Here is a 26,550-nt window from a genome sequence, read left to right on the forward strand (position 1 = left end):
CCGCCGCGTGCGTCAGTACCCCAGGGCGCGACCGCGCGGCGGGGCGGCGGGGCGGCCCGCCTTCTCCCAGGCGACGAAGGTGTTGGTGCGGGCGAAGACGAACGCCTTGACCGGGTTGCCGGAGTACGACCACGGCGGGCTGCCGACGTATTCGCCGACCGCCCGGAACTGCTCGACCGCCTCCGCGTACCGATCCGTCTGGAACAGGGCCTCCGCCAGCAGGTGCCGCACCATCGGCAGCCGGTGGTGCCCGGCCGGTGTCCACTCCACGGCGTCCAGGGTGGCGTCCACGGCCGCCTGCACGAACGGCTGGCGGTACACCGGCTCCCCCGGTTCCCGGAACGCGTGCTCCATCAGCCCGTACAGGCGCAGTACGGGCAGCAGGCTGCCCTGCGGCGCGGTGGCCGAGGCCTGCTCGGCGAACGCGTACATCAGCTCGTGCGAACCCCGCCACTTGGCGCACCAGTACTGCAGGGCGCTCATGTGGGCCCCGAAGTGGTGAGGGTCGCGCGCGGCGATCTCGGCCCACAGCGCCCGGAAGTCGTCGTGCGACCAGCCGAGCCCCAGAGCGATGCTGATCTGTGCGATCCAGGGGCAGGGGTCCTCGGGCGCCATCCAGGCGGCCTCCTGGCAGGCGGGCAGCGCCTCGGCCAGCAGCCGGTGGAAGCCCTCGAACTGCTCCGCCGTGGTGTGTTTCGCCAGCTTCGCGCCGCGGACTTCGCCCGCGAGCACGACCAGCGCGTCGGCGTGCACCAGCGCGGCGGACGGGTCGCCGGGGTACTCGGTCCGCCATGCCTTGAGCCAGGCGTCGTTCTCGGCGGCGGCGTGCACCAGGATGCCGAGCCGGTACCACCGCAGGTCCCAGTCCCGGCCCGCCCCGGCCAGGTAGGCGGCGGCCCGCCGCCAGTCACCGGCGAGGGCGGCCTGCGCGACCGCGTCGGCCTCGGGATCGGGGCCGGCGAAACGGCTGTCGAGCTGAGCGGCGGGCACCAGCCCGTACTTGGCGGGGTCGATGTTGACCGGCGCCTTGGCCTTCGCCTCCGCCCGGAGCGCCCGCGCCTTGCGGGCGTTGCGCGGGACGGTGACGGCGGAGTAGGCGAGGACGCCGGCGCCGGCTATCTCGATGAGGACGTTCATACCGGGTCTTTCGGGTAGGCGCCGCCGGAAGAGGCGGGCGGGCAGGCGGGCGGACTGGCGGCCCAAGGGGCGGTGGAGGGCGCGGTCCAGGAGGCCGTCGGAGCACGGCCGCCGCCGGACAGCAGGGCCCGCAGGGGACCCGTACCGGGCGGATCGGCGACCGCCTGGCGCACGGCCTCCTCCAGCGCCTCGGTGAACTGTACGGGCGCCACCGTCCGGACCGGGGGCCCGGACCAGCACAGCTCCCACCGGCACAGCCCGGTGTCCAGTGCGGTGAGCAGGGCCAGCCCGCGCAGGGCCGAGCGGAAGGCCGTCCGGGCGAACTCGCGTGCCGCGCGGCCACTGCTCCGGCCGGCCTGCTCCGACCTGGGCAGCCGGGCGGCGATGTCGTCCAGCAGGCCCTGGTCGACCAGGTCCAGAAGGCGACCGAGGCGACCGAGGCGACCGAGGTGGTCGTGGTGGTCGTGGTGGTCGTGGTGGTCCAGGAATGTCGCCCCGGATACGGCGGCGCCCCTCGCGCCGGCCACCTCGGCCATGGCCCCCAGCAGCGGCTCCGCTTCCCGCGCCCAGCTCTCGCGCCGGGCCAGCGCGGGCAGTTCCGCCCAGGGCACCCGCCGCCAGGACAGCGTCTCCCGGCTCAGCACGGCTCGTTCCAGTCCGGCGAGGAGGCGGTCCGGCTCCCGGAGCAGCGCGAGGGCGGGGCGCCGGGGGAACGTGGCGGTGCGTCCGTCGTCGGGGAGTGCCTCCAGCACCGCGATGCGGTCGGCCGTGGGCGGGTGGCTGTCGTACGGGGACCTCTCCTCGGGAGCCACCTCCGGGAGCGGCCTGCGGGCCCACGCGTCCAGCTCCGCCCGGCGGGCGGGGTCCGCGAGCAGGAGGGCGAGCCCGCCGTGGAACTGCCCTTCCGGCGGCAGCAGGCCGGCGTCCCGGCCCATCAGCGCGTACTCGCGCAGGTAGAGATCGTCGGCGGTGTCGAGCACGGGGATGCGGCGCAGCGCGGCGGCCGTGGTGTCCCGTCCGGCGATCCGGGCGGCCACCAGGTCGGCCGCGTACTCCTGCCGGCGGCTTACGGCCTCGGTCAGGCGCAGACACAGCATTGCGTACCCGGAGAAGACGAAGGCCAGATAGTGGTCCGGGCCCCGCGTCGGCTCCCGTTTCACCGGTGGCGGCTTGCCGGCCGCCCGGCGCCGTGCGGCCCGTGCGGCGGCCCTCGCCTGCTCCTCGGCCTCCTCACGCGCGGCCCGCTGCCGCAGCGTGTGCACGGTGTGCAGCACCCTGCCGTGCAGTGCCCAGAGCAGGCCGCCCAGCCGAGTGTCGTCGTGCGCGTAGTGGCCCAGTTCGTGCCCGAGCACGGCGTCCAGTTCGTCGTCCGGCAGACCGATCAGCAGCGTGACGCCGAGGAAGAGCCGCCGTTCGCCCGCGACCAGCCCGAGCCACCGGGCGTCCTCCCGCACCATGGCATTGGCCCCCGGGATCACCCGGATCTCCGTGGGCGGCCGGGTGCCCGCCCGCTCGGCCAGGTTCCGCACCTGCCGCCACAGCTCCGGCTGCTCAGCCGGTGTCAGCGACACTCCGGGCACCTCGGCCTGCCCGTCGCCGGGGCCGCGGCTGAGCAGGACGACCCGCACCACGCACCAGGCGACCGCCAGCGAGCCGAGGTAGCCCTCGACGGCCATGACCGTGAAGCTCCCGTCTCGCGCCAGGAAGACGTCCAGGGCTGCCAGCGCGACGAGGAGGAGCAGGGCCAGCACGTAGAACCCGAGCAGCAGGCCGAGGACGAGCCCGGCGCGCAGCGGTGTTCCGGGCACGCCCCGTTCTCGTACGGCGGTCTCCCCGGCGGCCGCCCGGCCGGCGGGGCGGGACGTCAGACGCATCGGCATCCTTCACGGGAACGGAACGGAACGGAACGGGACGGGACGGGGCGGGGCGGTGGTGGGGCGGTGGTGGGGCGTGGGTGCCGGGCTCGGACCAGCCGCCCGCGCCGCCTGCTTCTCTGCCTGCTTCTCTGCGTGTTTCTCCGGCTGTTTCTCCGGCTGTTTCTCCGGCTACTTCCTCAGCGCCGAAAGGATCGTCGTCGTCACCTTCTTCGCGGACGCGGCTCCGTTGTCGCCGCCCGCCGTGGACAGCACGGTGACCACGGAGGAGCCGGAGCGGGCCGCGATCAGGGTGGTGCCGTTCTCCCAGTAGCCGCTCGTCAGCGTCATCGTGTAGGCCTCGTCGCCGAGCCCGGCCGTGTCGCTGCCGGTGAGCTTCACCTTGGCGTGCGCGTCGGTGTCCGTGTACGTGGCGCACTCGGCGGCCACCGTCCGCAGCGCCTTCATCACCGCGGCCGCCGTGCTGCCCTGGAAGGCGTCGATCTCCTGGTCGACTTCCTCCGTCTTGCTCGCGTAGCCGTTCTGCGCGAACGACACCCCGCCCTTGTAGCCGGACACCTGGATCCAGGACGTGGTCTCCAGTCTCGTGCAGTCCGGCTTCCCCGCCTTCCGGGCGGCCGGGGACAGGAACTGGCCGCCGCTGTCCGCGGAGCCGTCGGATTCGAGGGCGAGCCCGGACGGGAAGGCCGATGCGGGCGCCAGCGCCGTCTTCAGCCGGGTACCCGTGTACAGGCCGGAGTTGGGGTCCTTCGCCTTGGCGGGCTGGGCGCTCGTGCCGGTGCCGGTGCCGGCGTCGGTGGATCCGGTGGAGCAGGCGGTCAGAGCCAGCGGGAGGGCCGCGGCGGCCAGCAGCATCACGGCACGGGACGGGAGGCGCATCGGGAGTCCTTCGGGAGTTGTTGAAGCGGTAGGTCAATAACAGCAGAGGCTGTGAACCGAGTCAACATGATGCAGTCATGGCGAGGTGTACACGTCCGTGAAGCGGGGGATCTTGTGTGCGTCGGTATGCTCGGTGCACACATGGGACGAGGGGAGCGGAAGCCGCGTGCAGGACAACACCACAGAGGTGACCGCGGCCGGCATCGCACGGCTCGCCGGGGTGGGCCGCGCCGCCGTCAGCAACTGGCGCCGCCGGCACGCCGACTTCCCCAAACCGGTCGGCGGTACCGAGACCAGCCCGTCCTTCGCGCTCGCCGAGGTCGAGTCCTGGCTGCGCGAACAGGGCAAACTCGCCCAGGTCCCGCTGCGCGAGCGGGTCTGGCAGCAACTCGCCGGGCACCCCGGCGGCGCGCTGACGGCGCTGGTGCACGCGGGCTGCGTGCTGCTGCTGATCCACGAGCGCCCCACCGTCTGGCTGCACGCGAGCGCCGGCTCGGACGAGCGGCTGGCCGCGCTGCTGCCGGCCGCGCTGGACGAGGTGCTGACCGCGCGTCTCGGCGGAGCGGGTGAGCGGGCGGTTCACAGCGGCCGGGACGCGGACGCCTCCGAAGCTGTGAACACGCCAGGCGCCGCATGGGGTGTGAACAGGCCAGGCGCCACAGGAGGTGTGAACAGGTCCGGCGGTACGAAAGGTGTGAACACGGCACACCCCGCCGCTGCCTCCGCCGCGTCCGCTGCCACCTCCGCTCCCTCCGCCGCCATCGCCGCCGCCACCCCCGCCGTCCGCACCCCCACCGGCCCCCAGCTGCTCCCCTCCGCCCCCCTCCTGCGCGGCGCGGCCGAGCTGGCCGCCGAGGCCGGGGCCCGGCAGGCCTTCGAGTTCCTGCTGGGGCGGCACCTGGACGCCAACCCGCGCCAGTACACGCTCACCCCGTCCGAACTCGCCGGTCTCATGGCCGACCTGGCCGGCCCCGCCCGCTCCGTGCTGGACCCGGCCTGCGGAACCGGCGCCCTGCTGCGGGCCGTCGGCGTCCGCCCCGACCAGGAGCTGTACGCCCAGGACAGCGCCCCCGACCTCGCCGCGCTCACCGCGCTGCGGCTCGCCCTGCACTCCCGGGCCGGCGTGCACGGCGCCGCCGGCGACACCCTGCGCGCCGACGCCTTCCCGGAGCTGCGCGCGGACGCGGTGCTGTGCCATCCGCCGTTCAACGAGCGCAACTGGGGCCACGACGAGCTGGCGTACGACGCGCGCTGGGAGTACGGCTTCCCCGCGCGCACCGAGTCCGAACTGGCCTGGGTGCAGCACGCCCTGGCCCGGCTCGCCGACGGCGGCACCGCGGTCCTGCTGATGCCGCCGGCCGTCGCGTCCCGCCGTTCCGGACGCCGGATCCGAGCCGACCTGCTGCGCCGGGGCGCGCTGCGGGCGCTCGTCGCACTGCCGGCCGGGGCGGCGGCGCCGCACAGCATCCCCCTGCACCTGTGGGTGCTGCGCCGGCCGGACCGGACGCCGGCCACGCCCGAGGTACTGCTCATGGACACCGGGAGGTTCACCGGGGACGGGCGGGGCGGCCCCGACCTGGCGGCGGTGCGGGACGCCGTCCTGGACGCCTGGCGTGCCTTCGAGCGCGACGGGGAGCCGGTGGAACGGCCGGGGCTGGCCCGTTCGGTGCCGGTCATCGAGCTCCTCGACGACGACGTGGACCTCGCGCCCGCCCGCCACCTGCCCCCGGCCGCCGCGGCCGACGGCGCGGAGGAGCTCACGGCGGTCCGCGAACGGCTCGGCGCGACCCTGCGCCTGACCGTCGACCTCACCCCGCCGCCCGCCGACCAGGCGCCGCCCGCGCGGTGGCCGCTCACCACCGTCGGCGAACTCGCCCGCGGGGGTGCGCTGGTGCTGCGTACCGGAGGCAACGGCGGCCACGCGCGCGTGCCCGTGCTCACCGACCACGACGTCCTCGCCGCGACGGCTCCCTCGGGCACGCTTCCCCAGAGCGACGAGGAGGCCGTGCTGACCGAGCCGGGCGACGTCGTCGTACCGGTCCTCGGCGGCGGCTCGGTGGCGCGCGTGATCGACGACGCGACGGCGGGCGCCGCCCTGGGGCGCAACCTGGTGCTGCTGCGTCCCGACCGCACGGCCCTCGACCCGTGGTTCCTCGCCGGCTTCCTGCGCGGCACCGCCAACAACCGGCAGGCGAGCAGCTACGCCTCCACGGCGACCCGGCTGGACGTGCGTCGGCTGCAGCTGCCCCGGCTGCCCCTGGAGGAACAGCGGCGCTACGGCGCGCGGTTCCGCGCACTCGACGAGTTCGAGCGGGCGCTGCGCCACGCGAGCCGGCTCGGGGAGCACCTCGTGCGCGGGATGTACGACGGCCTCACCGACGGGACCGTCGCACCCGGCTGACCGCCGAACGGGACTCGCCGGGACTCGGCGGGACCCCGCCTGGACCCCGTCCGGACCCCGCCGGGATCGGCCGGCAGTCGGTCCGACAACGGTTCGGTACAACCCGAACCGGTTGTCCGCGCCGGGCCATATGCTCGATCCGACCATCGCACGACCGGTGTCGTCCGCGGGCGGACGGCGCCGGACGGGCACGTACGCCCTTTTCCAGGCACCAGGCACACAGGAGCGACCATGCAAGGCCAGGGCCATGCGCAGCCGGTGCGGCGGCCGCCGCACGACGCGGTACTGGTCCTGCTGCGTGTGGTGTTCGTGGCGCTCGGGGTGTTCAGCGCCGGCTTCCTGGCGTGGGCGATGCTGCTGCGGCTGGCCGTCGTGACCCGCAGGCCGGTCGACGTCGGCGTACTGGTGACGGCGGTGGCGGCCGACGTCCTCAGCATCGTGCTGCTGGGCAGCGAACCCGGTGACGACGTGCACACCACCGGCGGCTACCTGGGGATCACCCTGCTGTTCGGCACGCTCCTGGGCGCCGTCGTCTACTACCTGGCGGCCGACGTACGCCACTTCCAGCGGCAGCGCGAGGCCTACACGGCGCAGCGGTACGCCTACGCGCCGCCCGCCTCGCCGTACACCACGGGGACGATGCCCCCGCACACCCCGGCCCCGCCCGCGCACTCCGTTCCGCCGATGCCCCGGCCGCCGCTCCCGCAGCCACCGATACCCGCGCCGCCCCAGCGCCCGGCGCCCGCCCGGATCGAGCAGGTGCGCGCCGAACTCGACGAGCTCAGTGACTACCTGCGCAAGCACGACGGGCACCGCGAGGGCGACCACGAAGGCGGACGGTGACCGTGGCGGCAGGACGGGTCGTCGCCGGCCGCTACGAGCTGTCCACGCTCATCGGACAGGGCGGCATGGGCCAGGTGTGGACGGCCTACGACCAGCGGCTCGACCGGCGGGTGGCGGTGAAGCTGCTGCGCCCCGACAAGGTGGCGGGCGCGGAGGCGGAGGAGCTGCGCCGGCGGTTCCTGCGGGAGTGCCGGGTCACCGCGCAGGTCGACCACCCCGGCCTGGTCACCGTGCACGACGCGGGCAGCGAGGGCGAGGAGCTCTTCCTCGTCATGCAGTACGTGGACGGCGCCGACCTCTCCGACCACCTGGCCGAGCACGACCCGTACCCGTGGCAGTGGGCGGTGGCGGTGGCCGCGCAGCTGTGCGCCGTGCTGAGCGCCGTGCACGCGGTGCCGATCGTCCACCGCGACCTCAAGCCGCGCAACGTGATGGTGAAGCAGGACGGCACGGTCACCGTCCTCGACCTGGGCGTCGCCTCCGTCATGGACACGGACACCACCCGTCTCACCCACACCGGCTCCCCGATCGGCTCGCCCGCCTACATGGCGCCCGAGCAGGCGATGGGCGGCGCGGTCGGCCCGTACACCGACCTGTACGCGCTCGGCGTGCTGCTGCACGAACTGCTCAGCGGCGAGGTGCCGTTCGCGGGTTCCACGGCGCTCGGCGTGCTGCACCGGCACCTGTACGAGCCGCCGGTGCCGGTACGCCGGACCCGCCCCGAGGTCCCGGAGCCGCTGGAGAGCCTCGTGCTGCGCCTGCTCGCCAAGGACCCGCAGCACCGCCCGGCGTCCGCGCAGGAGGTCTACGAGGATCTGGCGTCGCTCCTGCCGGCGCGCGGCACGCCGTCCGGGTCGCCACTGGACCCCACACGCCCCTTCCTGCGCCCGCACGCCCCCTGGCCGGACCGGGCGCGGACCCCCGCGCCGCAGCCCGCCGCCCCCGTGGCCGCCGTACCGGACAAGCCGGACGTCGCCGCCGCCGTCGACGAGGTCAAGCGACTGCTCGGGGAGGGGCGCATCACCCAGGCCGTCGACATCCTGGGCGCGATCCTGCCCGTCGCCGCCGACCAGCACGGCGAGCGCTCCACGGTCGTACGCACGCTGCGCAAGCAGTACGCGGCCACGCTGATGGACGACGGGCAGTACCGGCGCGCGCTGCCCGAACTGCGCCGGCTCGCCGACGAACGCGCCGCCGAGGCGGGCCAGGCCGACCCGCAGGTGCTGCGCTTCCGCTACGAGACCGCCCAGTGCCTGGAACAGCTCGGCGAACCGGCGGCGGCGCTCGCGGAGTACCGGGCGCTGCTGCCCTACTACGAGAACCAGTACGTGGCCGGCGACCCGCAGCTCGCGCACGAGGTGCGCCGCCGGATCGGGCACCTGCTGCTCGCGCTCGGCGACCGGCCGGCCGCCCACGACACGCTCACCCGGCTGCTGTTCGACGTGGAACGGCTGCACGGGCCCGGCCATCCCCTGGCGGGCGAGGTACGGCGGACGCTGCACTGGCTGGGGCAGATGCGCGGCTAGTTCCCGCGCAGTGCATACTGCACCTGCTTTTCGTACAACCTGTCGCACAGCAGTGGCGCAGGTGGAGACACAGGGGTGGGGTTCCGGCATGTCCAGCCATCGGCAGTCGAAGAAGCGCAGATACATCACCTGGGGCGTCGCGGGCGCCGCCGTGGTGGCCGGGGCCGGGATCGCCGCGCAGACCTCGATGGCGGCCACCGCCTGGCCCGCCCAGAAGACGTTCACCGGCCGCGCGTTCGACACCTGCGCAGCGCCCTCCCTCGCGGCGATGAAGGCCTGGCACGGCGGCCTCTACGGCGCCGCCGCCGTCTACATCGGCGGCAAGAACCGCGGCTGTGCCCAGCCCAACCTCACCGCCTCCTGGGTCAAGTCCGTCTCCGCGGTCGGCTGGAAGCTCATCCCGCTCTACGTCGGCGCCCAGCCGTCCTGCGGATCCGGCGGCTCGGTGAAGATCAGCGCCTCCACCGCCGCCTCCGTCGGCAAGTCCGAGGCGGACGACGCCGTGGCCAAGGCCGCCGCGCTCGGCATGAAGGCGGGCAGCCCGATCTACCTCGACATGGAGGCGTACGACACGATGAACACGTCGTGCTGACGTACGTCCGCGCCTTCGACAAGGAACTGCGCGCGAAGACGTACCGCGCGGGCTACTACGGCTTCACCAGCTCCAGCGCCAAGGCGATCGCGAACGCCACGGACAAGACGGACCTGCCGGGCAACCTCTGGTACGCGCTGTGGGACAAGCAGAACACCACGACCGCGGACTGGCCGTTCGGCTCGACCCAGTACACCGGGCACAGCCGGGCCCACCAGTACATGGTGAACAGCAAGGAGACGCGCGGCGGTTACACGATCACCGTGGACCGCGACGCGTGGGACGCCCCGGTGGCGATCACGGGCTGAGCCGGGTCCGCAGGGGATCCGCACGGGATCAGTACCGCAAACCCTTCCGGAGGGTGGTGCGGCGGTGCCGGAAGTGCGTGTGAATCGTTGGTCGAATGGGTTGGCCAGAGCCTGCCCACTGCCTACCATCGATCACCGCAAGACTTTGTGCACCGTCGCACAATCTCCTCGGGAGGTCCCCCTTGCACCGCCGCCGTCGCACCGCGCTCCTCCTCTCCGCCGCGATCGCCGCCGCGGCCCCCTTCCTGACCGCCTGCGGCAGCGACGCGCACCCGGGCGCGGCGGCCGTCGTGGGCGGCCAGCGGATCACCGTCTCGCAGCTGGAGAACCGCGTGAACGAGGTGCGCCGGGCGCAGCGCGCCGCGGTGCCGGACGAGACGCAGTACCAGCAGGTCCTCGCCTCCACCAGCAGCCTCACCCGGGACACCCTGTACAACATGGTGCTCGACAAGGTGCTGCACCGGGCCGCCCAGGACGCGGGTGTCGACGTCACCCGTGCGGAGGTCGAGCAGATGCGCTCCGGCCTCGAACAGCAGGCCGGCGGTTCCGCGGCGCTGCAGACGGCATGGCTGCAGAAGTACGGCATCGCCCCCAAGCGGCTGGACGACAACCTCCGCTTCCAGGTGGAGGCCAAGAAGCTCGCCGAGGCCCTCGGTACCGACACCTCGCAGCCCGCCTTCTGGAAGGCCCTGGCCGGCGCCTCCAAGGAACTCCACGTCGACCTCAACCCGCGCTACGGCGCCTGGGACGTCCAGAAGAGCAGCCGGGTGGACGCCAAGACGCCGTGGGTACGGGAGGTCACCTCGGCCGGGACGCAGGTGTCGGCGTAGGGCAGGCCCGGGTCTCCGGGGTAGTCGCCTCCGCTGCGGTCATACGATCACTTGATCGCCCCCGCCCTGTGGACAAACCGCGAGGTGGGCGGCGGCGGTGCGTTACGTTCGGAGCGTGAACACCACCAGGCCCGAACCCACCACCCCGGACCCCTCTCCTGCGCCTGTGCCTGCGGTCGCCGACGTCGGCCGGGTCGTCCTGCTCACCACCAGCCACCGGGTCGCCCCCGGCCTGCTGTCCTGGCCCGCCTGGCAGGCGCTGCGGACGGCGGACCGCGTGCTGTGTGCGGACGGCGCGCATCCGCAGCTGCCGTACCTGCGGGAGGCCGGGACCGCCGTGGACGAGGCCGCCCCCACCGCCGAGGAGCTGGTCGACGCCTGCGCCGGCGGCCGGACCGTGGTGGTCGTGGCGACGGGCGAGGGCGAGTCCGCCCTCACCGACGGCCTGGCCCGTCTGGCCGGCTCCGGCCGGGTCCGGATGCCCGAGCTGGAGCTGCTCCCCGCCTCCTACGACCTGCCCGGCGCCCGCCTCCTCGACCTCGTCCAGGTCATGGACCGGATCCGCGCGGAGTGCCCCTGGTCGTCCCGGCAGACCCACCAGGGCCTCGCGAAGTACGGCATCGAGGAGGCCTACGAGCTCGTCGAGGCGATCGAGGAGGGCGACCGCGACGAACTCCGGGAGGAACTGGGCGACGTGCTCCTCCAGGTCGTCTTCCACGCGCGGATCGCGGAGGAGGACCCGGACGCCCCCTTCTCCGTCGACGACGTCGCGGGAGGCATCGTCGCCAAGCTCATCCACCGCCACCCGCACGTCTTCGGCGACGAGACCGCGTCGACGCCGGAGGAGGTCAAGGAGCACTGGCTGCGGACCAAGGCGGTGGAGAAGCGGCGCGAGTCGGTGACGGACGGGATACCCCTCGCGCAGCCGGGCCTCGCACTGGCGGCGAAGCTGGCCTCGCGGGTGCGCACGGCCGGTCTTGACGTGCCGCTGCCGCAGGCGCCGGGCATCGGGTACGAGCTGCTCGCCCTGGCGGCCCGTGCGGAGGCCGACGGCGTCGACCCGGAGGCCGCGCTGCGGGCGGCGGCCCGGTCCTACCGGGACGCGGTGCGCGCGGCGGAGGGAGTGGCGAAGTGACCGCCTCCGCCCCCGACCTGTTCACCTGGGAGTTCGCCGCCGACCCCTACCCCGCCTACGCCTGGCTGCGGGAGCACGAGCCGGTGCAGCGGACCCGGCTGCCCAGCGGGGTGGAGGCCTGGCTGGTCACGCGGTACGGGGATGCCAGGCAGGCACTGGCCGACCCGAGGCTCTCCAAGAACCCGGCGCACCACGACGAGCCCGCGCACGCCAAGGGGAAGACCGGTATCCCCGGGGAGCGCAAGGCCGAGCTGATGACGCATCTGCTGAACATCGACCCGCCGGACCACACCCGGCTGCGGCGGCTGGTGAGCAAGGCGTTCACCCCGCGCCGGGTGGCCGAGTTCGCGCCGCGGGTGCGGGAGCTGACCGACCGGCTCATCGACGGGTTCGCGGAGCGGGGCGAGGCCGACCTCATCCACGAGTTCGCCTTCCCGCTCCCCATCTACGCCATCTGCGACCTGCTCGGCGTCCCGCCCGAGGACCAGGACGACTTCCGGGACTGGGCCGGAATGATGATCCGGCACGGGGGCGGGCCGCGGGGCGGGGTCGCGCGGTCCGTGAAGAAGATGCGGGGGTATCTGGCCGAGCTGATCCACCGGAAGCGGGAGGCGCTGCCCGCCGAGGCCGGTCCCGGCGAGGACCTCATCTCGGGGCTCATCCGGGCCTCGGACCACGGGGAGCACCTCACCGAGAACGAGGCCGCGGCCATGGCGTTCATCCTGCTGTTCGCCGGCTTCGAGACCACCGTCAACCTGATCGGGAACGGCACGTACGCGCTGCTCACCCACCCCGGGCAGCGGGTGCGTCTGCAGGAGTCCCTGGCCGCCGGCGAGCGCGGGCTGCTGGAGACCGGTGTCGAGGAACTGCTCCGCTACGACGGGCCGGTGGAGCTGGCCACCTGGCGGTTCGCCACCGAGCCGGTCGTGCTCGGCGGGCAGCACATCGCGCCCGGCGACCCGGTCCTGGTCGTCCTGGCCGCGGCGGACCGGGACCCGGAGCGGTTCGCGGAGCCGGACACCCTCGACCTCGCCCGGCGGGACAACCAGCACCTCGGTTACGGCCACGGCATCCACTACTGCCTCGGCGCCCCGCTCGCCCGGCTGGAGGGCCAGACCGCGCTCGCCGGCCTCCTCGCCCGTCTTCCCGACCTGCGACTCGCGGTGGACGAGAGCGAGTTGCGGTGGCGCGGCGGGCTCATCATGCGCGGGCTGCGCACGCTCCCGGTGGAGTTCACGCCGACCGGCCGCTGAAGCCTCCACCTGCCCCTACGGGCAAAAGATGACCAGCGTTCAAGTCTGTGATCTTCACGTGATCTGCGCGGCATTAACTTGTGACAAGTGATCGTCTGCCGATACGTTCACCCATCAGCACGGCGCCCTTGCGGGACCCGCCGTGCCGGTCACCGCTGTCGCTCGAAAGGTTTCCGCATGCTCTCCGGGAACGGTCGTCACCGTCGCCCCCGCCAGGCTCCGGCACTCCTCGTCGCGGCCGGGGTGACCGGCTCCGCCATTGCCCTCCCCCTCCTCGGCGCGGTGAACGCCAGCGCGGCCGACGGCTCCACCTGGGACCAGGTGGCCGAGTGCGAGAGCGGCGGCTCCTGGAGCGCCGACAACGGCACTGGCTACTACGGCGGCCTCCAGATGTCCCTGGACGACTGGAGCAAGTACGGGGGCCTGGAGTACGCCAGTACGCCGGACCAGGCGAGCCGTTCGCAGCAGATCGCGGTCGCCGAGAAGATACTCGCCGACCAGGGCACCAAGCCCTGGCGGACGTGCGCGCTGATCGCTGGGCTCTCGTCCGACGACGCCTCGGTGAACGTCGACACGGGACTCGGCGGTTCGGATGATTCGTCCGGTTCCTCCGACTCGTCGGACTCGTCCTCCGGCCTGTCCGACTCGTCCTCCTCCGGTTCCGACTCCTCTTCGGGCACCGCGGACTCCGGGAGCGACTCCGCCACCCCCTCCCCGGGCGCAAGCACCGACAGCGACTCCAAGGCCGACACCTCCGGCAAATCCAGCAAGACGGACAAGTCGGAATCCTCCGGCTCCGATTCCGGCTCCGGCACCTCGAAGGCGAGTGAGAGTCCCGCCACTTCCGGGGCCGATGACTCGGACAATTCATGGCAGACCGGGGGGTCCTGGAGCCTGGTCGACACGGGGGCCGTCAGCGGCGGCGGCAAGCACCGCGGTGGCTCGGCGGACGAAAGCGTGACAAAGGGTCAGAGCGCCACCTCCTCCGGCCGGCACGCCTCCGACGGCGGCGGCACCTATACCGTCCACGACGGCGACACCCTCGCCTCCATCGCCGACTCCCTTGGCCTCGACGGCGGATGGCGCGCGCTCTACGACGCGAACAAGGCCGACATCGGCACCGACCCGAATGCCATCACCCCCGGTCAGACCCTGAAACTCGGCACCGAATAGGACGAAACGCGGCGGGAGTTGACGCCCCGCTTCGAGTTGAATGTCCGTTTTGGTGAAAGTGTGGGATGAGTCTCAGAAGCCCTGATCATCTTTGAAATTCACCTGATGGCCTGTTTACGGTCAAGGCCGCTCGTCACCACGAGCCCCGGCCGTCGCAACGCCGAGTCCTGCCAGCGGCCGCCCGGGAACAGTCGTCGCGTCATGCGCCGTAGGCAGGAGCGGGGGACCCAAGGTAAGTGCCGGGACCGGTAGTTGAGGCTGCCGATCCGGCTCGGGGTGAAGTCGCGCACCGACATGCGGTGTGCGGCCGGGCAACTCAACCGGCCCGAACCCGACAGCTCACCTCGCAGGCGTCGGTGAGGGGATCGATCCATGCTGTTCTCCGGCAAGGGCAAGCATCGCCGTCCGTCCAAGGCCGTCCGCGCCATCGCCGTCGCCGGTGTCACCGGCGTCGCCGTCGCCGCCCCGCTGATGGCGGCCGGCAGCGCCTCCGCCGCCACCGCCTCCGAGTGGGACACGGTCGCCCAGTGCGAGTCCGGCGGCAACTGGGCCATCAACACCGGCAACGGCTACTACGGCGGTCTGCAGTTCTCCGCCTCGACCTGGGCCGCGTACGGCGGTACGCAGTACGCCGCGCAGGCCAACCAGGCCACCAAGGCGCAGCAGATCACGATCGCCGAGAAGGTCCTCGCCGCCCAGGGCAAGGGTGCCTGGCCGGTCTGCGGCACGGGCCTGTCCGGCGCCACCTACACCGGCAGCAGCTCCAGCAGTTCCAGCTCGTCGAGCAGCAGCGCCGGCACGAGCACCCGCTCGACCGACACCCAGGCCGCCTCCCGCTCCGCCGAGCGTCCGGCCGCCAAGAAGACCGTCACCACCCCGACCGGCAAGAAGGTCAAGAAGGGCGACGGCGAGTACAAGGTCGTCAAGGGCGACACCCTCAGCTCGATCGCCGAGAAGCACAAGGTCAAGGGCGGCTGGCAGGCGCTGTTCAAGCTGAACAAGGACATCGTCGAGGACGCCGACTTCATCTACCCGGGCCAGCAGCTGCACCTGAAGTAGGGCACCTGACGCAGCCCGCGGGGCGGCCGCCGAAAGTACTAAGCGGTGCCCAGCTGAACCACAGCTCCCCCACAACCGTGGTCCCCATAGTGGAGACCACGTGAGGGTCACCCCCGTCCCCCACGGACCCCCGCCCCGGTGCGTTTTCCCCCGAACGCACCGGGGCGGGGTTTCTCTTTGCCGCCGCCGCCGCCGCCGCCCCGCCGCCCCGCCGCCCCGCCGCCCCGCCGCCCCGCCGTCCCCTTCTTGGCCCGCTCTTCTTCCGTTCTTCATCGGGACCCCCTTTGTTCCGCACGTGAACAATGAGTACCGTCTGTGTGTCCACGGGCCGGTCGGTCGTGCCGGCCGACGGCCCTTGGACGGTTAGGCTCTAGTCGCAAGGCTGAGCAAGGGCCGACGAGGCCCGCGTGCGCCCCGCACAACCAGCGTCACATCCCAAGAAGGAGATGCTCGTGCCGTCCATCGACGTCGTCGTAGCCCGGGAAATCCTGGACTCCCGAGGCAACCCCACGGTCGAGGTCGAGGTCGGCCTCGACGACGGCAGCACGGGTCGTGCCGCCGTCCCGTCCGGTGCCTCCACCGGTGCCTTCGAGGCCATCGAGCTCCGTGACGGCGACCCCAACCGCTACCAGGGCAAGGGCGTCGAGAAGGCCGTCCTCGCCGTCATCGAGCAGATCGGCCCGGAGCTGGTCGGCTACGACGCCACCGAGCAGCGCCTGATCGACCAGGCCATGTTCGACCTGGACGCCACCGACAACAAGGGCTCGCTGGGCGCCAACGCCATCCTCGGCGTCTCCCTCGCCGTCGCGCACGCCGCCTCCGAGGCGTCCGACCTGCCGCTGTTCCGCTACCTCGGCGGCCCGAACGCGCACCTGCTGCCCGTCCCGATGATGAACATCCTCAACGGCGGCTCGCACGCGGACTCCAACGTCGACATCCAGGAGTTCATGATCGCCCCGATCGGCGCGGAGTCCTTCTCCGAGGCGCTGCGCTGGGGTGCCGAGGTCTACCACACGCTGAAGAAGGTCCTGAAGGGCAAGGGCCTGGCCACCGGCCTCGGCGACGAGGGCGGCTTCGCCCCGAACCTGGAGTCGAACCGCGCCGCGCTCGACCTCATCCTGGAGGCCATCAAGCAGGCCGGTTACGTCCCCGGCGAGCAGATCGCGCTCGCGCTCGACGTCGCCGCGTCCGAGTTCTACAAGGACGGCAAGTACGAGTTCGAGGGCAAGTCCCGCTCGGCCGCCGAGATGACCGAGTACTACGAGGAGCTCGTCGCCGCCTACCCGCTGGTCTCCATCGAGGACCCGCTGTTCGAGGACGACTGGGCCGGCTGGAAGGTCCTCACCGACAAGCTCGGCGACAAGGTGCAGATCGTCGGCGACGACCTGTTCGTCACCAACCCGGAGCGCCTCGCCCGCGGCATCGAGGAGGGCACCGCCAACGCCCTGCTGGTGAAGGTGAACCAGATCGGTTCGCTCACCGAGACCCTGGACGCCGTCGAGCTCGCCCAGCGCAACGGCTTCAAGTGCATGATGTCGCACCGCTCCGGCGAGACCGAGGACGTCACCATCGCCGACCTCGCCGTCGCCACCAACTGCGGCCAGATCAAGACCGGCGCCCCGGCCCGCTCCGAGCGCGTCGCCAAGTACAACCAGCTGCTGCGCATCGAGGAGATCCTCGACGACGCGGCGGTGTACGCGGGCCGCAGCGCCTTCCCGCGCTTCAAGGGCTGAGCCCGCTAGAGGGTAAGGCTTAGCCAGTCGTACGTACGTCCCCGTACCCGGTCCCGTACCGTGTCCGGGGACGTACGCACGTATCAGGGCGACCAGGGAGGCGGGGACATGGCCGCGAAGGACCGGGACCGGTTCTCCACCGCGACCAGGCTCAAGCTGCTCGGCGAGCAGACGGCGGCCCGGGTCTACCGCTCCCAGACCAGGCGCCAGGCCCGCCGCTCCCGGCTCACCGGCCGCGCCGCGCTGCTCGCGATCGTGCTGTGCACGATGGTCGTCGCGCTCGCCTATCCGATGCGGCAGTACGTCTCCCAGGGCGCCGAGATCTCCGACCTCGAACGGCAGCAGGAGCAGGCCAGGCAGCGGGTCGAGCAGCTGCGGGACCTCAAGGCGCGGTGGCAGGACGACGCGTACGCCGAGCAGCAGATCCGCGAGCGGCTGCACTACGTGATGCCGGGGGAGACCGGGTTCGTGGTCATCGACCCCGGTGCCGCCAGGCAGGCGCACGCCTACCTCGGGGCGGCCGACCGGCCCTGGTACGCGAACGTCTGGGACGGCGTCGACAAGTCCGACGCGTCCGACCAGTGAACCGACAGAAAGCCACGCAGAACACAGTCATGCAAACGCCACCGCCCTCCACCCCGCGCACCGAGCCGACCGACGCGGACGTCGAGGCCTTCAAGCAGCAGCTCGGCCGGCCGCCGCGCGGGCTGCGGGCGATCGCGCACCGGTGCCCGTGCGGGCAGCCGGACGTCGTGGAGACCGCGCCGCGGCTGCCGGACGGGACGCCCTTCCCGACGCTGTACTACCTGACCTGCCCGAAGGCCGCGTCCGCGATCGGGACCCTCGAGGCCAACGGCGTCATGAAGGAGATGACGGCACGGCTGGAGAGCGACCCGGAGCTGGCGGCGGCGTACCGGGCCGCGCACGAGGACTACATCGCGCGCCGCGACGAGATCGAGGAGCTCACGGGCTTCCCGAGCGCGGGCGGGATGCCGGACCGCGTGAAGTGCCTCCACGTCCTGGTGGCCCACTCGCTGGCCGCCGGACCCGGCGTGAACCCGCTCGGCGACGAGGCGATCGCCATGCTGCCGGAGTGGTGGGCCAAGGGGACGTGCGTGGTGCCCTCGGCCGAGCACTGACCGCCGGACACGCCGCCGTCCCGGGGCCCCCGGACCCCCGGGCCCCCGGACCCCCGGGCCCCCGGGCCCCCGGGGCCCTCGCCCACCCACCACCCGACTCGGTCCGCCGAGCAGGTGCCGCCCGGCTCGGTTCGGTCTGCCGACAAGCCACGAACAGACAAGGAACCCACCGCCATGACCCGCGTCGCCGCCATCGATTGCGGTACCAACTCCATCCGCCTCCTCGTCGCCGACGCGGACCCGGAGACCGGGGAGCTCGTCGATCTGGACCGGCGGATGGTGATCGTGAGGCTCGGGCAGGGGGTGGACCGGACCGGGCGGCTGGCGCCGGAGGCGCTGCAGCGGACGTTCGCGGCCTGCCGGGAGTACGCGGCGGTCATCAAGGAGTACGGGGCGGAGCGGCTGCGGTTCGTGGCCACCTCCGCCTCCCGGGACGCCCAGAACCGGGACGAGTTCGTGCGCGGTGTGCTGGACATCCTCGGTGTCGAGCCGGAGGTGATCAGCGGCGACCAGGAGGCCGAGTTCTCCTTCACGGGGGCGACCAGGGAGCTGACCGGGCGCGAGGACCTCGCAAAGCCGTTCCTCGTCGTGGACATCGGCGGCGGGTCGACCGAGTTCGTGGTCGGCGAGGAGCACGTGCGGGCCGCGCGGTCCGTGGACGTCGGGTGCGTGCGGATGACCGAGCGGCACCTCGTGCACGAGGGGCACGTCAGCGACCCGCCCACCGAGGCCGAGACCGCCGCCATGCGGGCCGACATCGAGCGCGCCCTCGACCTCGCGGAGGAGACCGTACCGCTGCGCGAGGCGCGGACCCTCGTCGGTCTGGCCGGGTCCGTGACGACCCTCTCCGCCATCCACCAGGACCTGCAGGAGTACGACTCCGCCGCCATCCACCACTCCCGCATCCCCTACGCCCGGGTCCGGGAGATCACCGAGCGGCTGCTGCGCTCGACGCACGCCGAGCGGGCGGCGATCCCCTCCATGCACCCCGGGCGCGTCGACGTCATCGGCGCCGGCGCCCTCGTCCTCCTGTCGATCATGGAACGGGTGGGTGCCGAGGAGGTCGTGGTGAGCGAGCACGACATTCTGGACGGCATCGCCTGGTCCGTCGCCTGACCCACAGGTCGGCGTGATCCATCCTCGGATGAGCATGCGAATCGACGGGTGAGCGTCCCGAACGGCCTGTGACACGCCGTGCCACGACACCCTGGCGGAAAACTTCGTGAAGTTCTTCACAAGGAATTCGGTGCAGGTGGGGGGTCCGGCGGGAGCTCTTGGGCCGTTCGGGGGCTCAACAGGCCCGAGCGCGTGCTCAGGAGAGCGATCCGGGGGTGTTCCGGGAGGTGCTCGTGAGGGTGACATCGGGTGCCCTCACGGTGCCCCCGGAAGCCTGGAGAGGCAGCTCACGCGGCATTGACAACGGGTCGTATCGGAAGTGGGTTCCCGCTGTTGACCATGACCTGTGTCACGTGGGCGGCGGAGTGTAGCACGACCCCTGTGGAAGCTTGTGAAGGGGCGCACGAGCGGCCCCCCTGAGGCGGGTGGATACTCGATGCCATGAGCACCACGGAGCGTCCCAGGATCCTCGTAGTAGGCGGTGGGTACGTAGGCCTGTACGCAGCTCGGCGCATCCTCAAGAAGATGCGCTACGGCGAGGCGACCGTCACGGTCGTCGACCCCCGGTCGTACATGACCTACCAGCCCTTCCTCCCCGAAGCCGCCGCCGGCAGCATCTCCCCTCGGCACGTCGTCGTCCCGCTGCGACGCGTGCTGCCGAAGGCGGAGGTCCTCACCGGCCGGGTCACCACCATCGACCAGGACCGCAAGGTCGCCACGATCGCGCCGCTCGTCGGCGAGGCGTACGAGCTGCCTTTCGACTACCTCGTCATCGCGCTCGGCGCGGTCTCCCGCACCTTCCCGATCCCCGGCCTCGCCGAGCAGGGCATCGGCATGAAGGGCATCGAGGAGTCCATCGGCCTGCGCAACCACGTCCTCGAGCAGCTGGACAAGGCCGACTCGACGACCGACGAGGAGATCCGCCGCAAGGCGCTCACCTTCGTCTTCATCGGCGGCGGCTTCGCGGGCGCGGAGACCATCGGCGAGGTCGAGGACATGGCCCGCGACGCGGCGAAGTACTACAAGAACGTGTCCCGCGAGGACATGCGCTTCGTCCTCGTCGACGCCGCCGACAAGATCCTGCCCGAGGTCGGCCCCAAGCTCGGCCTGTACGGCAAGGAGCACCTGGAGAGCCGCGGTGTGGAGATCTACCTCTCCACCTCGATGGACTCCTGCGTCGACGGCCACGTGGTGCTGAAGAACGGCCTGGAGGTCGACTCCAACACGATCGTGTGGACGGCCGGCGTGAAGCCGAACCCGGCGCTCGCCCGCTTCGGTCTGCCGCTCGGCCCCCGCGGCCACGTCGACACCGCGCCGACCCTCCAGGTGCAGGGCACCGACTACATCTGGGCCGCGGGCGACAACGCCCAGGTGCCGGACGTCGCCGCCCGCAAGGCCGGCGTCGAGAACGCCTGGTGCCCGCCGAACGCGCAGCACGCGCTGCGTCAGGCCAAGGTCCTCGGCGACAACGTGGTCTCCGGCATGCGGGGCTTCCCGCAGAAGGAGTACAGCCACGCCAACAAGGGCGCGGTCGCCGGTCTGGGTCTGCACAAGGGCGTCGCGATGATCGTCCTGGGCAAGACGAAGATCAAGGTCAAGGGCCGTCTGGCCTGGTACATGCACCGCGGCTACCACGGTCTGGCCATGCCGACCTGGAACCGCAAGATCCGCATCTTCGCCGACTGGACGCTCGGCATGTTCCTCAAGCGCGAGGTCGTGTCCCTGGGTGCCATGGAGAACCCCCGCGAGGAGTTCTACGAGGCCGCCAAGCCCGCTCCGGTCGCCGCCCCGAAGTCCGAGGAGAAGGCCAAGGCCTCCTGACCCCGGTCCCCGGTCGCGGAACCAGCTGAAGCAAACTGAACCAACCGAAGGGCCTCCCGCCATCCGTGGTGCGGGAGGCCCTTCGGCGTTCCCGGGCGGCCCCGGGAGCCCGCGCAACTACATGCTGGCTACATCTTTTTTGCCCACTCGTAACTCCTTTGCGGGACTGCGCTGCTGCCCTCACGGTGTTTACGTGGTAACCGGCATCCGGGATCGATGTCTTGGAGGTGTGCGCCATGGCCGAAGCCGCGTCGCGGCTGAGGAGTGTTGCCGAGCAGGTGCTGGGAGCCCCGCTCCCGGTACGGCTGCGGGCCTGGGACGGATCGGAGGCCGGGCCGCCGGGCGCGCCGACGCTCGTCGTGCGCAACCGCCGTGCCCTGCGCCGCATGTTGTTCAAGCCGGGCGAACTGGGCCTGGCCCGCGCCTGGGTCGCCGGCGACCTGGACATCGAGGGCGACCTCTACGGCGCCCTCGCGGTGATGTCCGGGCTGATCTGGGAGCGCGACGAGGACGGCCGTACCCTCGCGCAGGCGCTGCGCGACCCCGCCGTACGGGCCGCCGTCCGGGAGTTGGTGAAGCTCGCCGGGCCGCCCGTCCCGCCCGCCCCGCCCCGCGAGGAGGTGCGCAGACGGAGCCATCTGCACACCCGCCGCAGCGACAGACAGGCCATCAGCCACCACTACGACGTGGGGAACGACTTCTACGAGCTCGTCCTCGGGCCGTCGATGGTGTACTCGTGCGCCTACTGGGAGGCCGACGGGACCCTGGAGACCGCCCAGCGCGACAAGCTGGAACTCGTCTGCGCCAAGCTCGGCCTGAGACCCGGTCAGCGGCTGCTCGACGTCGGCTGCGGCTGGGGCTCCATGGCGATCCACGCGGCCCGCGAGCACGGCGTGAGCGTCGTCGGGGTCACCCTCTCCCAGGAGCAGGCCGCGTTCGCCCGTAAACGGGTCGCGGACGAGGGTCTGACGGACCGGGTGGAGATCAGGGTCCAGGACTACCGGGACGTCCGGGACGGGCCGTACGACGCGATCTCGTCGATCGGGATGGCGGAGCACGTCGGGGCCGAACGGTACCTGGAGTACGCGCAGGAGCTGTACCGGCTCCTCAAGCCCGGCGGGCGGCTGCTCAACCACCAGATCGCGCGGCGGCCGCAGCGCGACGAGTCGGCCTACCACGTCGACGAGTTCATCGACGCCTACGTCTTCCCGGACGGCGAGCTCGCCCCGCTCGGCACCACCGTCACCCAGCTGGAGCGGGCCGGGTTCGAGGTGCGGGACGTGGAGTCCATCCGCGAGCACTACGCCCGCACCCTGCGCCGCTGGGTGGTCAACCTGGAGGCCGAGTGGCCGCGGGCCATGCGGCTGACCAGTCCGGGCCGGGCCCGCGTCTGGCGGCTCTACATGGCCGCCTCCGCCCTCGCCTTCGAACACAACCGCATCGGCGTCAACCAGGTGCTGGCCGTCCGGACCCCGGAGTCCGGCGCCTCCGGGCTGCCGCTGCGCACCCGTACCTGGAACACCTGACACCTGGACAACCGACGGCACGCGAAAGGGGCCCCACGCTCGCCGTGGGGCCCCTTCGCCGTACCCGGTGCCGTGCGCTGCCCGCTACTCGGCCTTGATCGCCGCCAGCACGTTCAGCTTCGCCGCGCGGCGGGCCGGCCACAGGGCCGCCAGGACGCCGACCGTGCCGGCCAGCAGCAGGAAGACCGCCATCCGGGTCCAGGGCAGCACCAGTTCGTACGTCGGCATCCGTGAGCCGACCAGCCGGCCGGCCGCCCAGCCGAAGAACACGCCCAGGCCGAGGCCCAGCACCCCGCCGAAGAGGGAGATGACCAGGGACTCCAGGCGGACCATCCGCTTGACCGCCTTGCGGTCCAGGCCGATCGCGCGGAGCATGCCGATCTCCTGGGAGCGTTCGAACACCGACATGGCCAGGGTGTTGATGACACCCAGGACCGCGACGATCACCGCCATCGCGAGCAGGCCGTAGACCATGTTCAGGATCAGCGTGAACGCCTGTGCGATGGAGTCGGACAGGTCCTGCTTGTCCTGGACCTTGATCGCCGGGTTGGAGCCGAGCGCCTTCTCCAGCTTGTCCTTGGTCGCACTGGACGCGCCGTCCGCCGTCTTGACCATGACCTGCATGTCGGCGGGGTCGGTCACGTGCGGGGTGAGCGTGGCGCTGTCGAGCATGATCCCGTTGACCACCTGGTTGCCCTGGTAGACCCCGGCGACCGTCAGCTGCTGCGACTTCCCGTCCTCGTAGTGGACGGTGAAGACGGAACCGGCCTTCCAGCCGTGCTGCTTGGCGGTGTCGTCGTCCACGGTGACGTCCGAGCCGCCGACCCTGAAGGTGCCGCTGTCCACCGTGAGGTCGGTGAGCTTCCCGATCGACGATCCGTCGACGCCGGTCAGGAACTCGGTCTCGCCGTCGATCCGGGAGGCCGCGTTGCTGAGCGGGCTGGAGTCGGTCACGCCGTCGGTGGCCGCGACCTTCTTGGCGACGTCGGGGGAGAGGGCGTTGCCGTTGGCCATCGAGACGATGTAGTCGGCGCGGATCGCCGAGCTCGCCATCTTGTCGATCGACTTCTGCAGGCTGCCCGCCATCACCGTCATGCCGGTGATCAGGGTCAGGCCGATCATCAGCGCGGAGGCGGTGGCGGCGGTACGGCGCGGGTTGCGCACCGAGTTCTGGCGGGCGAGCTTGCCGGAGACGCCGAACCCGCGCAGCAGCGGGGCCGCCGCCGCGATCAGCGGACGGGACAGCAGCGGGGTCAGGACGAAGACGCCGATGATGAGCAGGACCGCGCCGAGGCCCATCGGGGCCTGGCCGTCGCTGCCGCTCATCGTGGTCGCCGCCAGGATCACCACCACGCCGGCCGCCGAGAACAGGGCGCCGATCGTGTTGCGCAGCACCAGCGACTTGGTGGTCGGGGCGGCGTGCAGGGCGCTCATCGCGGCCACCGGCGGGATCTTCGCGGCGCGGCGGCCGGGCAGCCAGGCGGCCAGCATGGTGATGACGACGCCGACCGCGAGGGCGGCGGCCACCGTGCCGGGGCTGACGACCAGGGGGCCGCCCGGGACGGTCGCGCCGAACGAGCCCAGCAGCGAGCGCAGTCCGGCGCCGATGCCGATACCGGCGACCAGACCGGTGACGCCGGCCACCGCGCCGACCACGAACGCCTCGATCAGCACCGAACGGGTGACCTGGCGGCGGGAGGCGCCCACCGCGCGCAGCAGCGCCAGCTCCTTGGTGCGCTGGGCGACCAGCATGGTGAAGGTGTTGGCGATGATGAACGTGCCGACGAACAGGGCGATGCCGGCGAAGACCAGCAGGCCCGAGCGCAGGCCGCTCATGCTGCTGGAGATCTGCTCCGCCTGGTCGTCGGCGAGCTTCTTGCCGGTGGTGGTCTCCACGAGCTTCTTCGGCAGCGCCTGGTCCAGCTGGGACTTGAGGGCGGCCTGCCCGGTGCCCGCCTTCGCCGTCACGTCGATCTCGTCGTACGCGCCCTTCTTGCCGAACAGCTGCTGCGCGGTCGCCGTGTCGAACAGGGCGAGGCTGCCGCCGGCCGCGACGTTGCCGTCGTCGGTGGTGAAGATGCCGGCGACGGTGGGGGTGAGGACCGGGCCGTTCACCGAGATGCGCACGGTGTCGCCGACCTTGTAGCCGGCCCGCCCGGCGGTCCTGGAGTCGATCAGGACCTCGTTCTTCCCGCGGGGCGCGTGGCCGCTCACGAGCGGGTAGCGGGCGTCCCTGGTGCCCCAGTAGTTGCCGCCCTCGGACTGCCAGCCGCCGCCGATCAGCTTGCCGTCCTTGTCGGCGATCGCGGTGAAGCCGGAGACGACCCCGGTGGCGGAGGCGGCCCCGGGGACCTTCGCCGCCTTGTCGAGCAGGGCCTGGGTGAGGTCGGGCGTGCTGCCGACCTTGTCGCCCTTGGAGTCCTGGTACTTGGCCTGGACGGCCACGTCGACGCCGTCGAAGCCCTTGGCGGAGCTGTTCTGGTAGGCGTCCGAGATGGTGTTGGTGAAGACCAGGGTGCCGGAGACGAACGCGACGCCGAGCATGACGGCGAGCACGGTCATCAGCAGCCGGGCCTTGTGCGCGAGGACGTTGCGCAGGGCGGTGCGGAACATCAGCTGGTCCGGCCCTTCGCGTCGAACTGCTTCATGAAGTCGAGGACGCCCTCGGCCGTCGGCCGGTACATCTCGTCGACGATCCGGCCGTCGGCCAGGAAGACCACGCGGTCGGCGTAGGCGGCCGCCACCGGGTCGTGGGTGACCATGACGACGGTCTGGCCCAGCTCCCGCACCGAGTTGCGCAGGAAGCCCAGCACCTCCGCGCCGGAGCGGGAGTCGAGGTTTCCGGTCGGCTCGTCACCGAAGATGATCTCCGGCCGGGAGGCGAGGGCGCGGGCCACGGCGACGCGCTGCTGCTGGCCGCCGGAGAGCTGCGAGGGGCGGTGGCCGAGCCGGTCCCGGAGACCGACCATCTCGATCACGCTGTCGAGCCACTGCTTGTCCGGTTTCCGACCCGCGATGTCCATCGGGAGGGTGATGTTCTCCAGCGCGGTCAGCGTCGGCAGCAGGTTGAACGCCTGGAAGATGAACCCGATCTTGTCCCGGCGCAGCTTGGTCAGCTGCTTGTCCTTCAGGGAGCCCAGCTCGGTGTCGCCGATCCGCACGGAACCGGAGGAGAAGGTGTCGAGGCCGGCCACGCAGTGCATCAGCGTGGACTTGCCGGAGCCGGACGGCCCCATGATCGCGGTGAACTCGGCCTGCCGGAACTCGACGGTGACCCGGTCCAGGGCGACCACCTGGGTCTCGCCCTGGCCGTAGATCTTCGAGAGGTCCGTGGCACGTGCGGCCACGGAAGTGGTCCGCCGCTCGGCGATAGGTGTGGTGGACACGGAAGGGCGCTCCTGTCGGGACGACGGCGTTTCATGGGGACCGCACCATCGTCTCGGCCGAACCGGCCCGTGTAGTCAGCCGCAGTTCCGGTTCCGGGGGGCGACCAGGGGGGGACCGGCGGGGCTCCGGGTCATACCTGGGGATGACCCGGACCCCGAGACCAGGATCCGGAACCGGGCGCTCCCAATCGTCGAGAACAGGTGGAGCCACCTTGTTCGGACGGTGAAATTCCGTCATTCCGTGTACGCGTGCACCCACCGCGCGTAACGCTATTGGCAAGTGCGGATGGCTCGTTCCGGGTGCTGATGCTCCCTCAGACGTCAATAAAATAAGACAACATCGGGTCGTCCGTCCGCTGTTCGGGGGACGCCTCCCGATAGGGTCGGAGCCTCGTAGCGGAGCCCATGGCCTGCCCGGATGGTGGAATGCAGACACGGCGAGCTTAAACCTCGCTGCCCCTCGCGGGCGTACCGGTTCAAGTCCGGTTCCGGGCACTTTCGCTGCCATTGCGCCGTGCCTGCCGATTCGGCAGGGCGGCGCCGTCGCTCCGGTGCCTCGTAATAGCACCGGTTCGAGGACCTGGAAACGGCACGCCTGCCGCGGGGCCGGTGCCCCGCGACCACGGTGCGGCGCCGAGACCGGGCCGAAGCCACCGAGGACCATCAGAACCCGCACGGCCCGCCGCCGGTCATCCCGCAGGAATGCGCCGCCGCCGAAGGCCGCCCCCCGGACCGCCCCACCGTGCACTGGCGGGGGGCGGGTCGTCACGGCCGGGGAGTTCGCCGGGGCCGTGGCCGGCGCGACCCGCGCCCTGCACG

General features: G+C 72.1%; 19 protein-coding genes, 1 tRNA gene, 1 pseudogene and 1 riboswitch. Of the genes and pseudogenes, 16 read left to right on the plus strand and 5 right to left on the minus strand.

The features are described 5' to 3' along the window. Positions 1–12 precede the first annotated feature (12 nt). The 3 genes from ACIQVL_RS34260 to ACIQVL_RS34270 form a co-directional block, all read right to left on the minus strand. Positions 13–1,137 (minus strand): hypothetical protein, encoded by a 1,125-nt coding sequence (locus ACIQVL_RS34260; protein ID WP_403477289.1) that lies wholly within the window; start codon positions 1,135–1,137, stop codon positions 13–15. Further along, a complete protein-coding gene (locus tag ACIQVL_RS34265; protein WP_403477290.1) occupies positions 1,134–3,011 on the minus strand; it encodes a M48 family metalloprotease in 1,878 nt (625 codons plus the stop codon). The genes ACIQVL_RS34260 and ACIQVL_RS34265 overlap by 4 nt, the downstream gene beginning before the upstream one ends. Positions 3,012–3,182: 171 nt before the next feature. Then, positions 3,183–3,890, minus strand: a complete 708-nt coding sequence (locus ACIQVL_RS34270) for a hypothetical protein (protein WP_403477291.1) — start codon at positions 3,888–3,890, stop codon at positions 3,183–3,185. A gap of 166 nt (positions 3,891–4,056) precedes the next feature. On the opposite strand from ACIQVL_RS34270, the gene ACIQVL_RS34275 reads away from it, so the two are divergent. From ACIQVL_RS34275 to ACIQVL_RS34345, 15 genes and pseudogenes are all read left to right on the plus strand, one after another. Next, a complete protein-coding gene (locus ACIQVL_RS34275) occupies positions 4,057–6,291 on the plus strand; it encodes an N-6 DNA methylase (protein WP_403477292.1) in 2,235 nt (744 codons plus the stop codon). A 231-nt stretch (positions 6,292–6,522) separates the two neighbouring features. Then, entirely contained in the window at positions 6,523–7,134 is a 612-nt protein-coding gene (locus tag ACIQVL_RS34280; RefSeq protein WP_403437256.1) for a hypothetical protein, read from the plus strand. A 38-nt stretch (positions 7,135–7,172) separates the two neighbouring features. Further along, on the plus strand, positions 7,173–8,660 hold the full coding sequence (locus ACIQVL_RS34285; protein ID WP_403437388.1) for a protein kinase: 1,488 nt from the start codon (positions 7,173–7,175) through the stop codon (positions 8,658–8,660). 88 nt (positions 8,661–8,748) lie between these two features. Beyond that, positions 8,749–9,560, plus strand: a pseudogene (locus tag ACIQVL_RS34290) (glycoside hydrolase domain-containing protein). A gap of 182 nt (positions 9,561–9,742) precedes the next feature. Further along, the gene (locus ACIQVL_RS34295) at positions 9,743–10,390 is read left to right on the plus strand and encodes a SurA N-terminal domain-containing protein (RefSeq protein ID WP_403477293.1); all 648 of its coding nucleotides are present in this window, start codon (positions 9,743–9,745) and stop codon (positions 10,388–10,390) included. Positions 10,391–10,505: 115 nt separating this feature from the next. Then, positions 10,506–11,525 carry a nucleoside triphosphate pyrophosphohydrolase gene (locus ACIQVL_RS34300; protein WP_403477294.1) on the plus strand — a complete coding sequence of 340 codons (1,020 nt, stop codon included), beginning with the start codon at positions 10,506–10,508 and terminating at the stop codon, positions 11,523–11,525. Next, positions 11,522–12,778, plus strand: a complete 1,257-nt coding sequence (locus ACIQVL_RS34305) for a cytochrome P450 (RefSeq protein WP_403477295.1) — start codon at positions 11,522–11,524, stop codon at positions 12,776–12,778. Before ACIQVL_RS34300 ends, ACIQVL_RS34305 begins: the two co-directional genes overlap by 4 nt. Before the next feature lie 177 nt (positions 12,779–12,955). After that, on the plus strand, positions 12,956–13,951 hold the full coding sequence (locus ACIQVL_RS34310; protein WP_403437261.1) for a transglycosylase family protein: 996 nt from the start codon (positions 12,956–12,958) through the stop codon (positions 13,949–13,951). 194 nt (positions 13,952–14,145) lie between these two features. Further along, a riboswitch (cyclic di-AMP (ydaO/yuaA leader) is annotated at positions 14,146–14,319 on the plus strand. A gap of 4 nt (positions 14,320–14,323) precedes the next feature. After that, the gene (locus ACIQVL_RS34315) at positions 14,324–15,010 is read left to right on the plus strand and encodes a transglycosylase family protein (protein WP_403477296.1); all 687 of its coding nucleotides are present in this window, start codon (positions 14,324–14,326) and stop codon (positions 15,008–15,010) included. A gap of 446 nt (positions 15,011–15,456) precedes the next feature. Continuing rightward, on the plus strand, positions 15,457–16,743 hold the full coding sequence (gene eno, locus ACIQVL_RS34320) for a phosphopyruvate hydratase (protein WP_133045929.1): 1,287 nt from the start codon (positions 15,457–15,459) through the stop codon (positions 16,741–16,743). Between the two features lie 108 nt (positions 16,744–16,851). Beyond that, complete coding sequence (locus ACIQVL_RS34325) at positions 16,852–17,328, plus strand: septum formation initiator family protein (RefSeq protein ID WP_403437263.1); 477 nt, start codon at positions 16,852–16,854, stop codon at positions 17,326–17,328. A gap of 29 nt (positions 17,329–17,357) precedes the next feature. Further along, a complete protein-coding gene (locus tag ACIQVL_RS34330) occupies positions 17,358–17,882 on the plus strand; it encodes a DUF501 domain-containing protein (RefSeq protein WP_403477297.1) in 525 nt (174 codons plus the stop codon). 174 nt (positions 17,883–18,056) lie between these two features. Beyond that, on the plus strand, positions 18,057–18,998 hold the full coding sequence (locus ACIQVL_RS34335; protein ID WP_403477298.1) for an exopolyphosphatase: 942 nt from the start codon (positions 18,057–18,059) through the stop codon (positions 18,996–18,998). Between the two features lie 441 nt (positions 18,999–19,439). Beyond that, positions 19,440–20,819, plus strand: a complete 1,380-nt coding sequence (locus ACIQVL_RS34340) for an NAD(P)/FAD-dependent oxidoreductase (RefSeq protein WP_403437266.1) — start codon at positions 19,440–19,442, stop codon at positions 20,817–20,819. 236 nt (positions 20,820–21,055) lie between these two features. Beyond that, entirely contained in the window at positions 21,056–22,345 is a 1,290-nt protein-coding gene (locus tag ACIQVL_RS34345) for a class I SAM-dependent methyltransferase (RefSeq protein ID WP_403437268.1), read from the plus strand. Between the two features lie 84 nt (positions 22,346–22,429). Here ACIQVL_RS34345 and ACIQVL_RS34350 read toward each other — a convergent pair whose 3' ends face one another. Next, positions 22,430–24,958 (minus strand): ABC transporter permease, encoded by a 2,529-nt coding sequence (locus ACIQVL_RS34350; protein WP_403437269.1) that lies wholly within the window; start codon positions 24,956–24,958, stop codon positions 22,430–22,432. After that, a complete protein-coding gene (locus ACIQVL_RS34355; RefSeq protein WP_403437270.1) occupies positions 24,958–25,731 on the minus strand; it encodes an ABC transporter ATP-binding protein in 774 nt (257 codons plus the stop codon). The genes ACIQVL_RS34350 and ACIQVL_RS34355 overlap by 1 nt, the downstream gene beginning before the upstream one ends. A 412-nt stretch (positions 25,732–26,143) precedes the next feature. Between ACIQVL_RS34355 and ACIQVL_RS34360 the strand changes: the two genes are divergently transcribed. Continuing rightward, a tRNA-Leu gene (locus ACIQVL_RS34360) sits at positions 26,144–26,226 on the plus strand. The last annotated feature ends 324 nt before the right edge of the window (positions 26,227–26,550 follow it).

The organism is Streptomyces sp. NPDC090499 (assembly GCF_044769305.1).
Classification (GTDB): Bacteria; Actinomycetota; Actinomycetes; order Streptomycetales; family Streptomycetaceae; genus Streptomyces.

Coding starts and splice junctions, on each gene's coding strand:
- ACIQVL_RS34265 (WP_403477290.1), bottom strand. CDS start 3,011: ATGCGTCTGACGTCCCGCCCCGCCGGCCGGGCGGCCGCCGGGGAGACC.
- ACIQVL_RS34350 (WP_403437269.1), bottom strand. CDS start 24,958: ATGTTCCGCACCGCCCTGCGCAACGTCCTCGCGCACAAGGCCCGGCTG.
- ACIQVL_RS34340 (WP_403437266.1), top strand. CDS start 19,440: ATGAGCACCACGGAGCGTCCCAGGATCCTCGTAGTAGGCGGTGGGTAC.
- ACIQVL_RS34315 (WP_403477296.1), top strand. CDS start 14,324: ATGCTGTTCTCCGGCAAGGGCAAGCATCGCCGTCCGTCCAAGGCCGTC.
- eno (WP_133045929.1), top strand. CDS start 15,457: ATGCTCGTGCCGTCCATCGACGTCGTCGTAGCCCGGGAAATCCTGGAC.
- ACIQVL_RS34345 (WP_403437268.1), top strand. CDS start 21,056: ATGGCCGAAGCCGCGTCGCGGCTGAGGAGTGTTGCCGAGCAGGTGCTG.
- ACIQVL_RS34330 (WP_403477297.1), top strand. CDS start 17,358: ATGCAAACGCCACCGCCCTCCACCCCGCGCACCGAGCCGACCGACGCG.
- ACIQVL_RS34310 (WP_403437261.1), top strand. CDS start 12,956: ATGCTCTCCGGGAACGGTCGTCACCGTCGCCCCCGCCAGGCTCCGGCA.
- ACIQVL_RS34280 (WP_403437256.1), top strand. CDS start 6,523: ATGCAAGGCCAGGGCCATGCGCAGCCGGTGCGGCGGCCGCCGCACGAC.
- ACIQVL_RS34335 (WP_403477298.1), top strand. CDS start 18,057: ATGACCCGCGTCGCCGCCATCGATTGCGGTACCAACTCCATCCGCCTC.
- ACIQVL_RS34270 (WP_403477291.1), bottom strand. CDS start 3,890: ATGCGCCTCCCGTCCCGTGCCGTGATGCTGCTGGCCGCCGCGGCCCTC.
- ACIQVL_RS34260 (WP_403477289.1), bottom strand. CDS start 1,137: ATGAACGTCCTCATCGAGATAGCCGGCGCCGGCGTCCTCGCCTACTCC.
- ACIQVL_RS34325 (WP_403437263.1), top strand. CDS start 16,852: ATGGCCGCGAAGGACCGGGACCGGTTCTCCACCGCGACCAGGCTCAAG.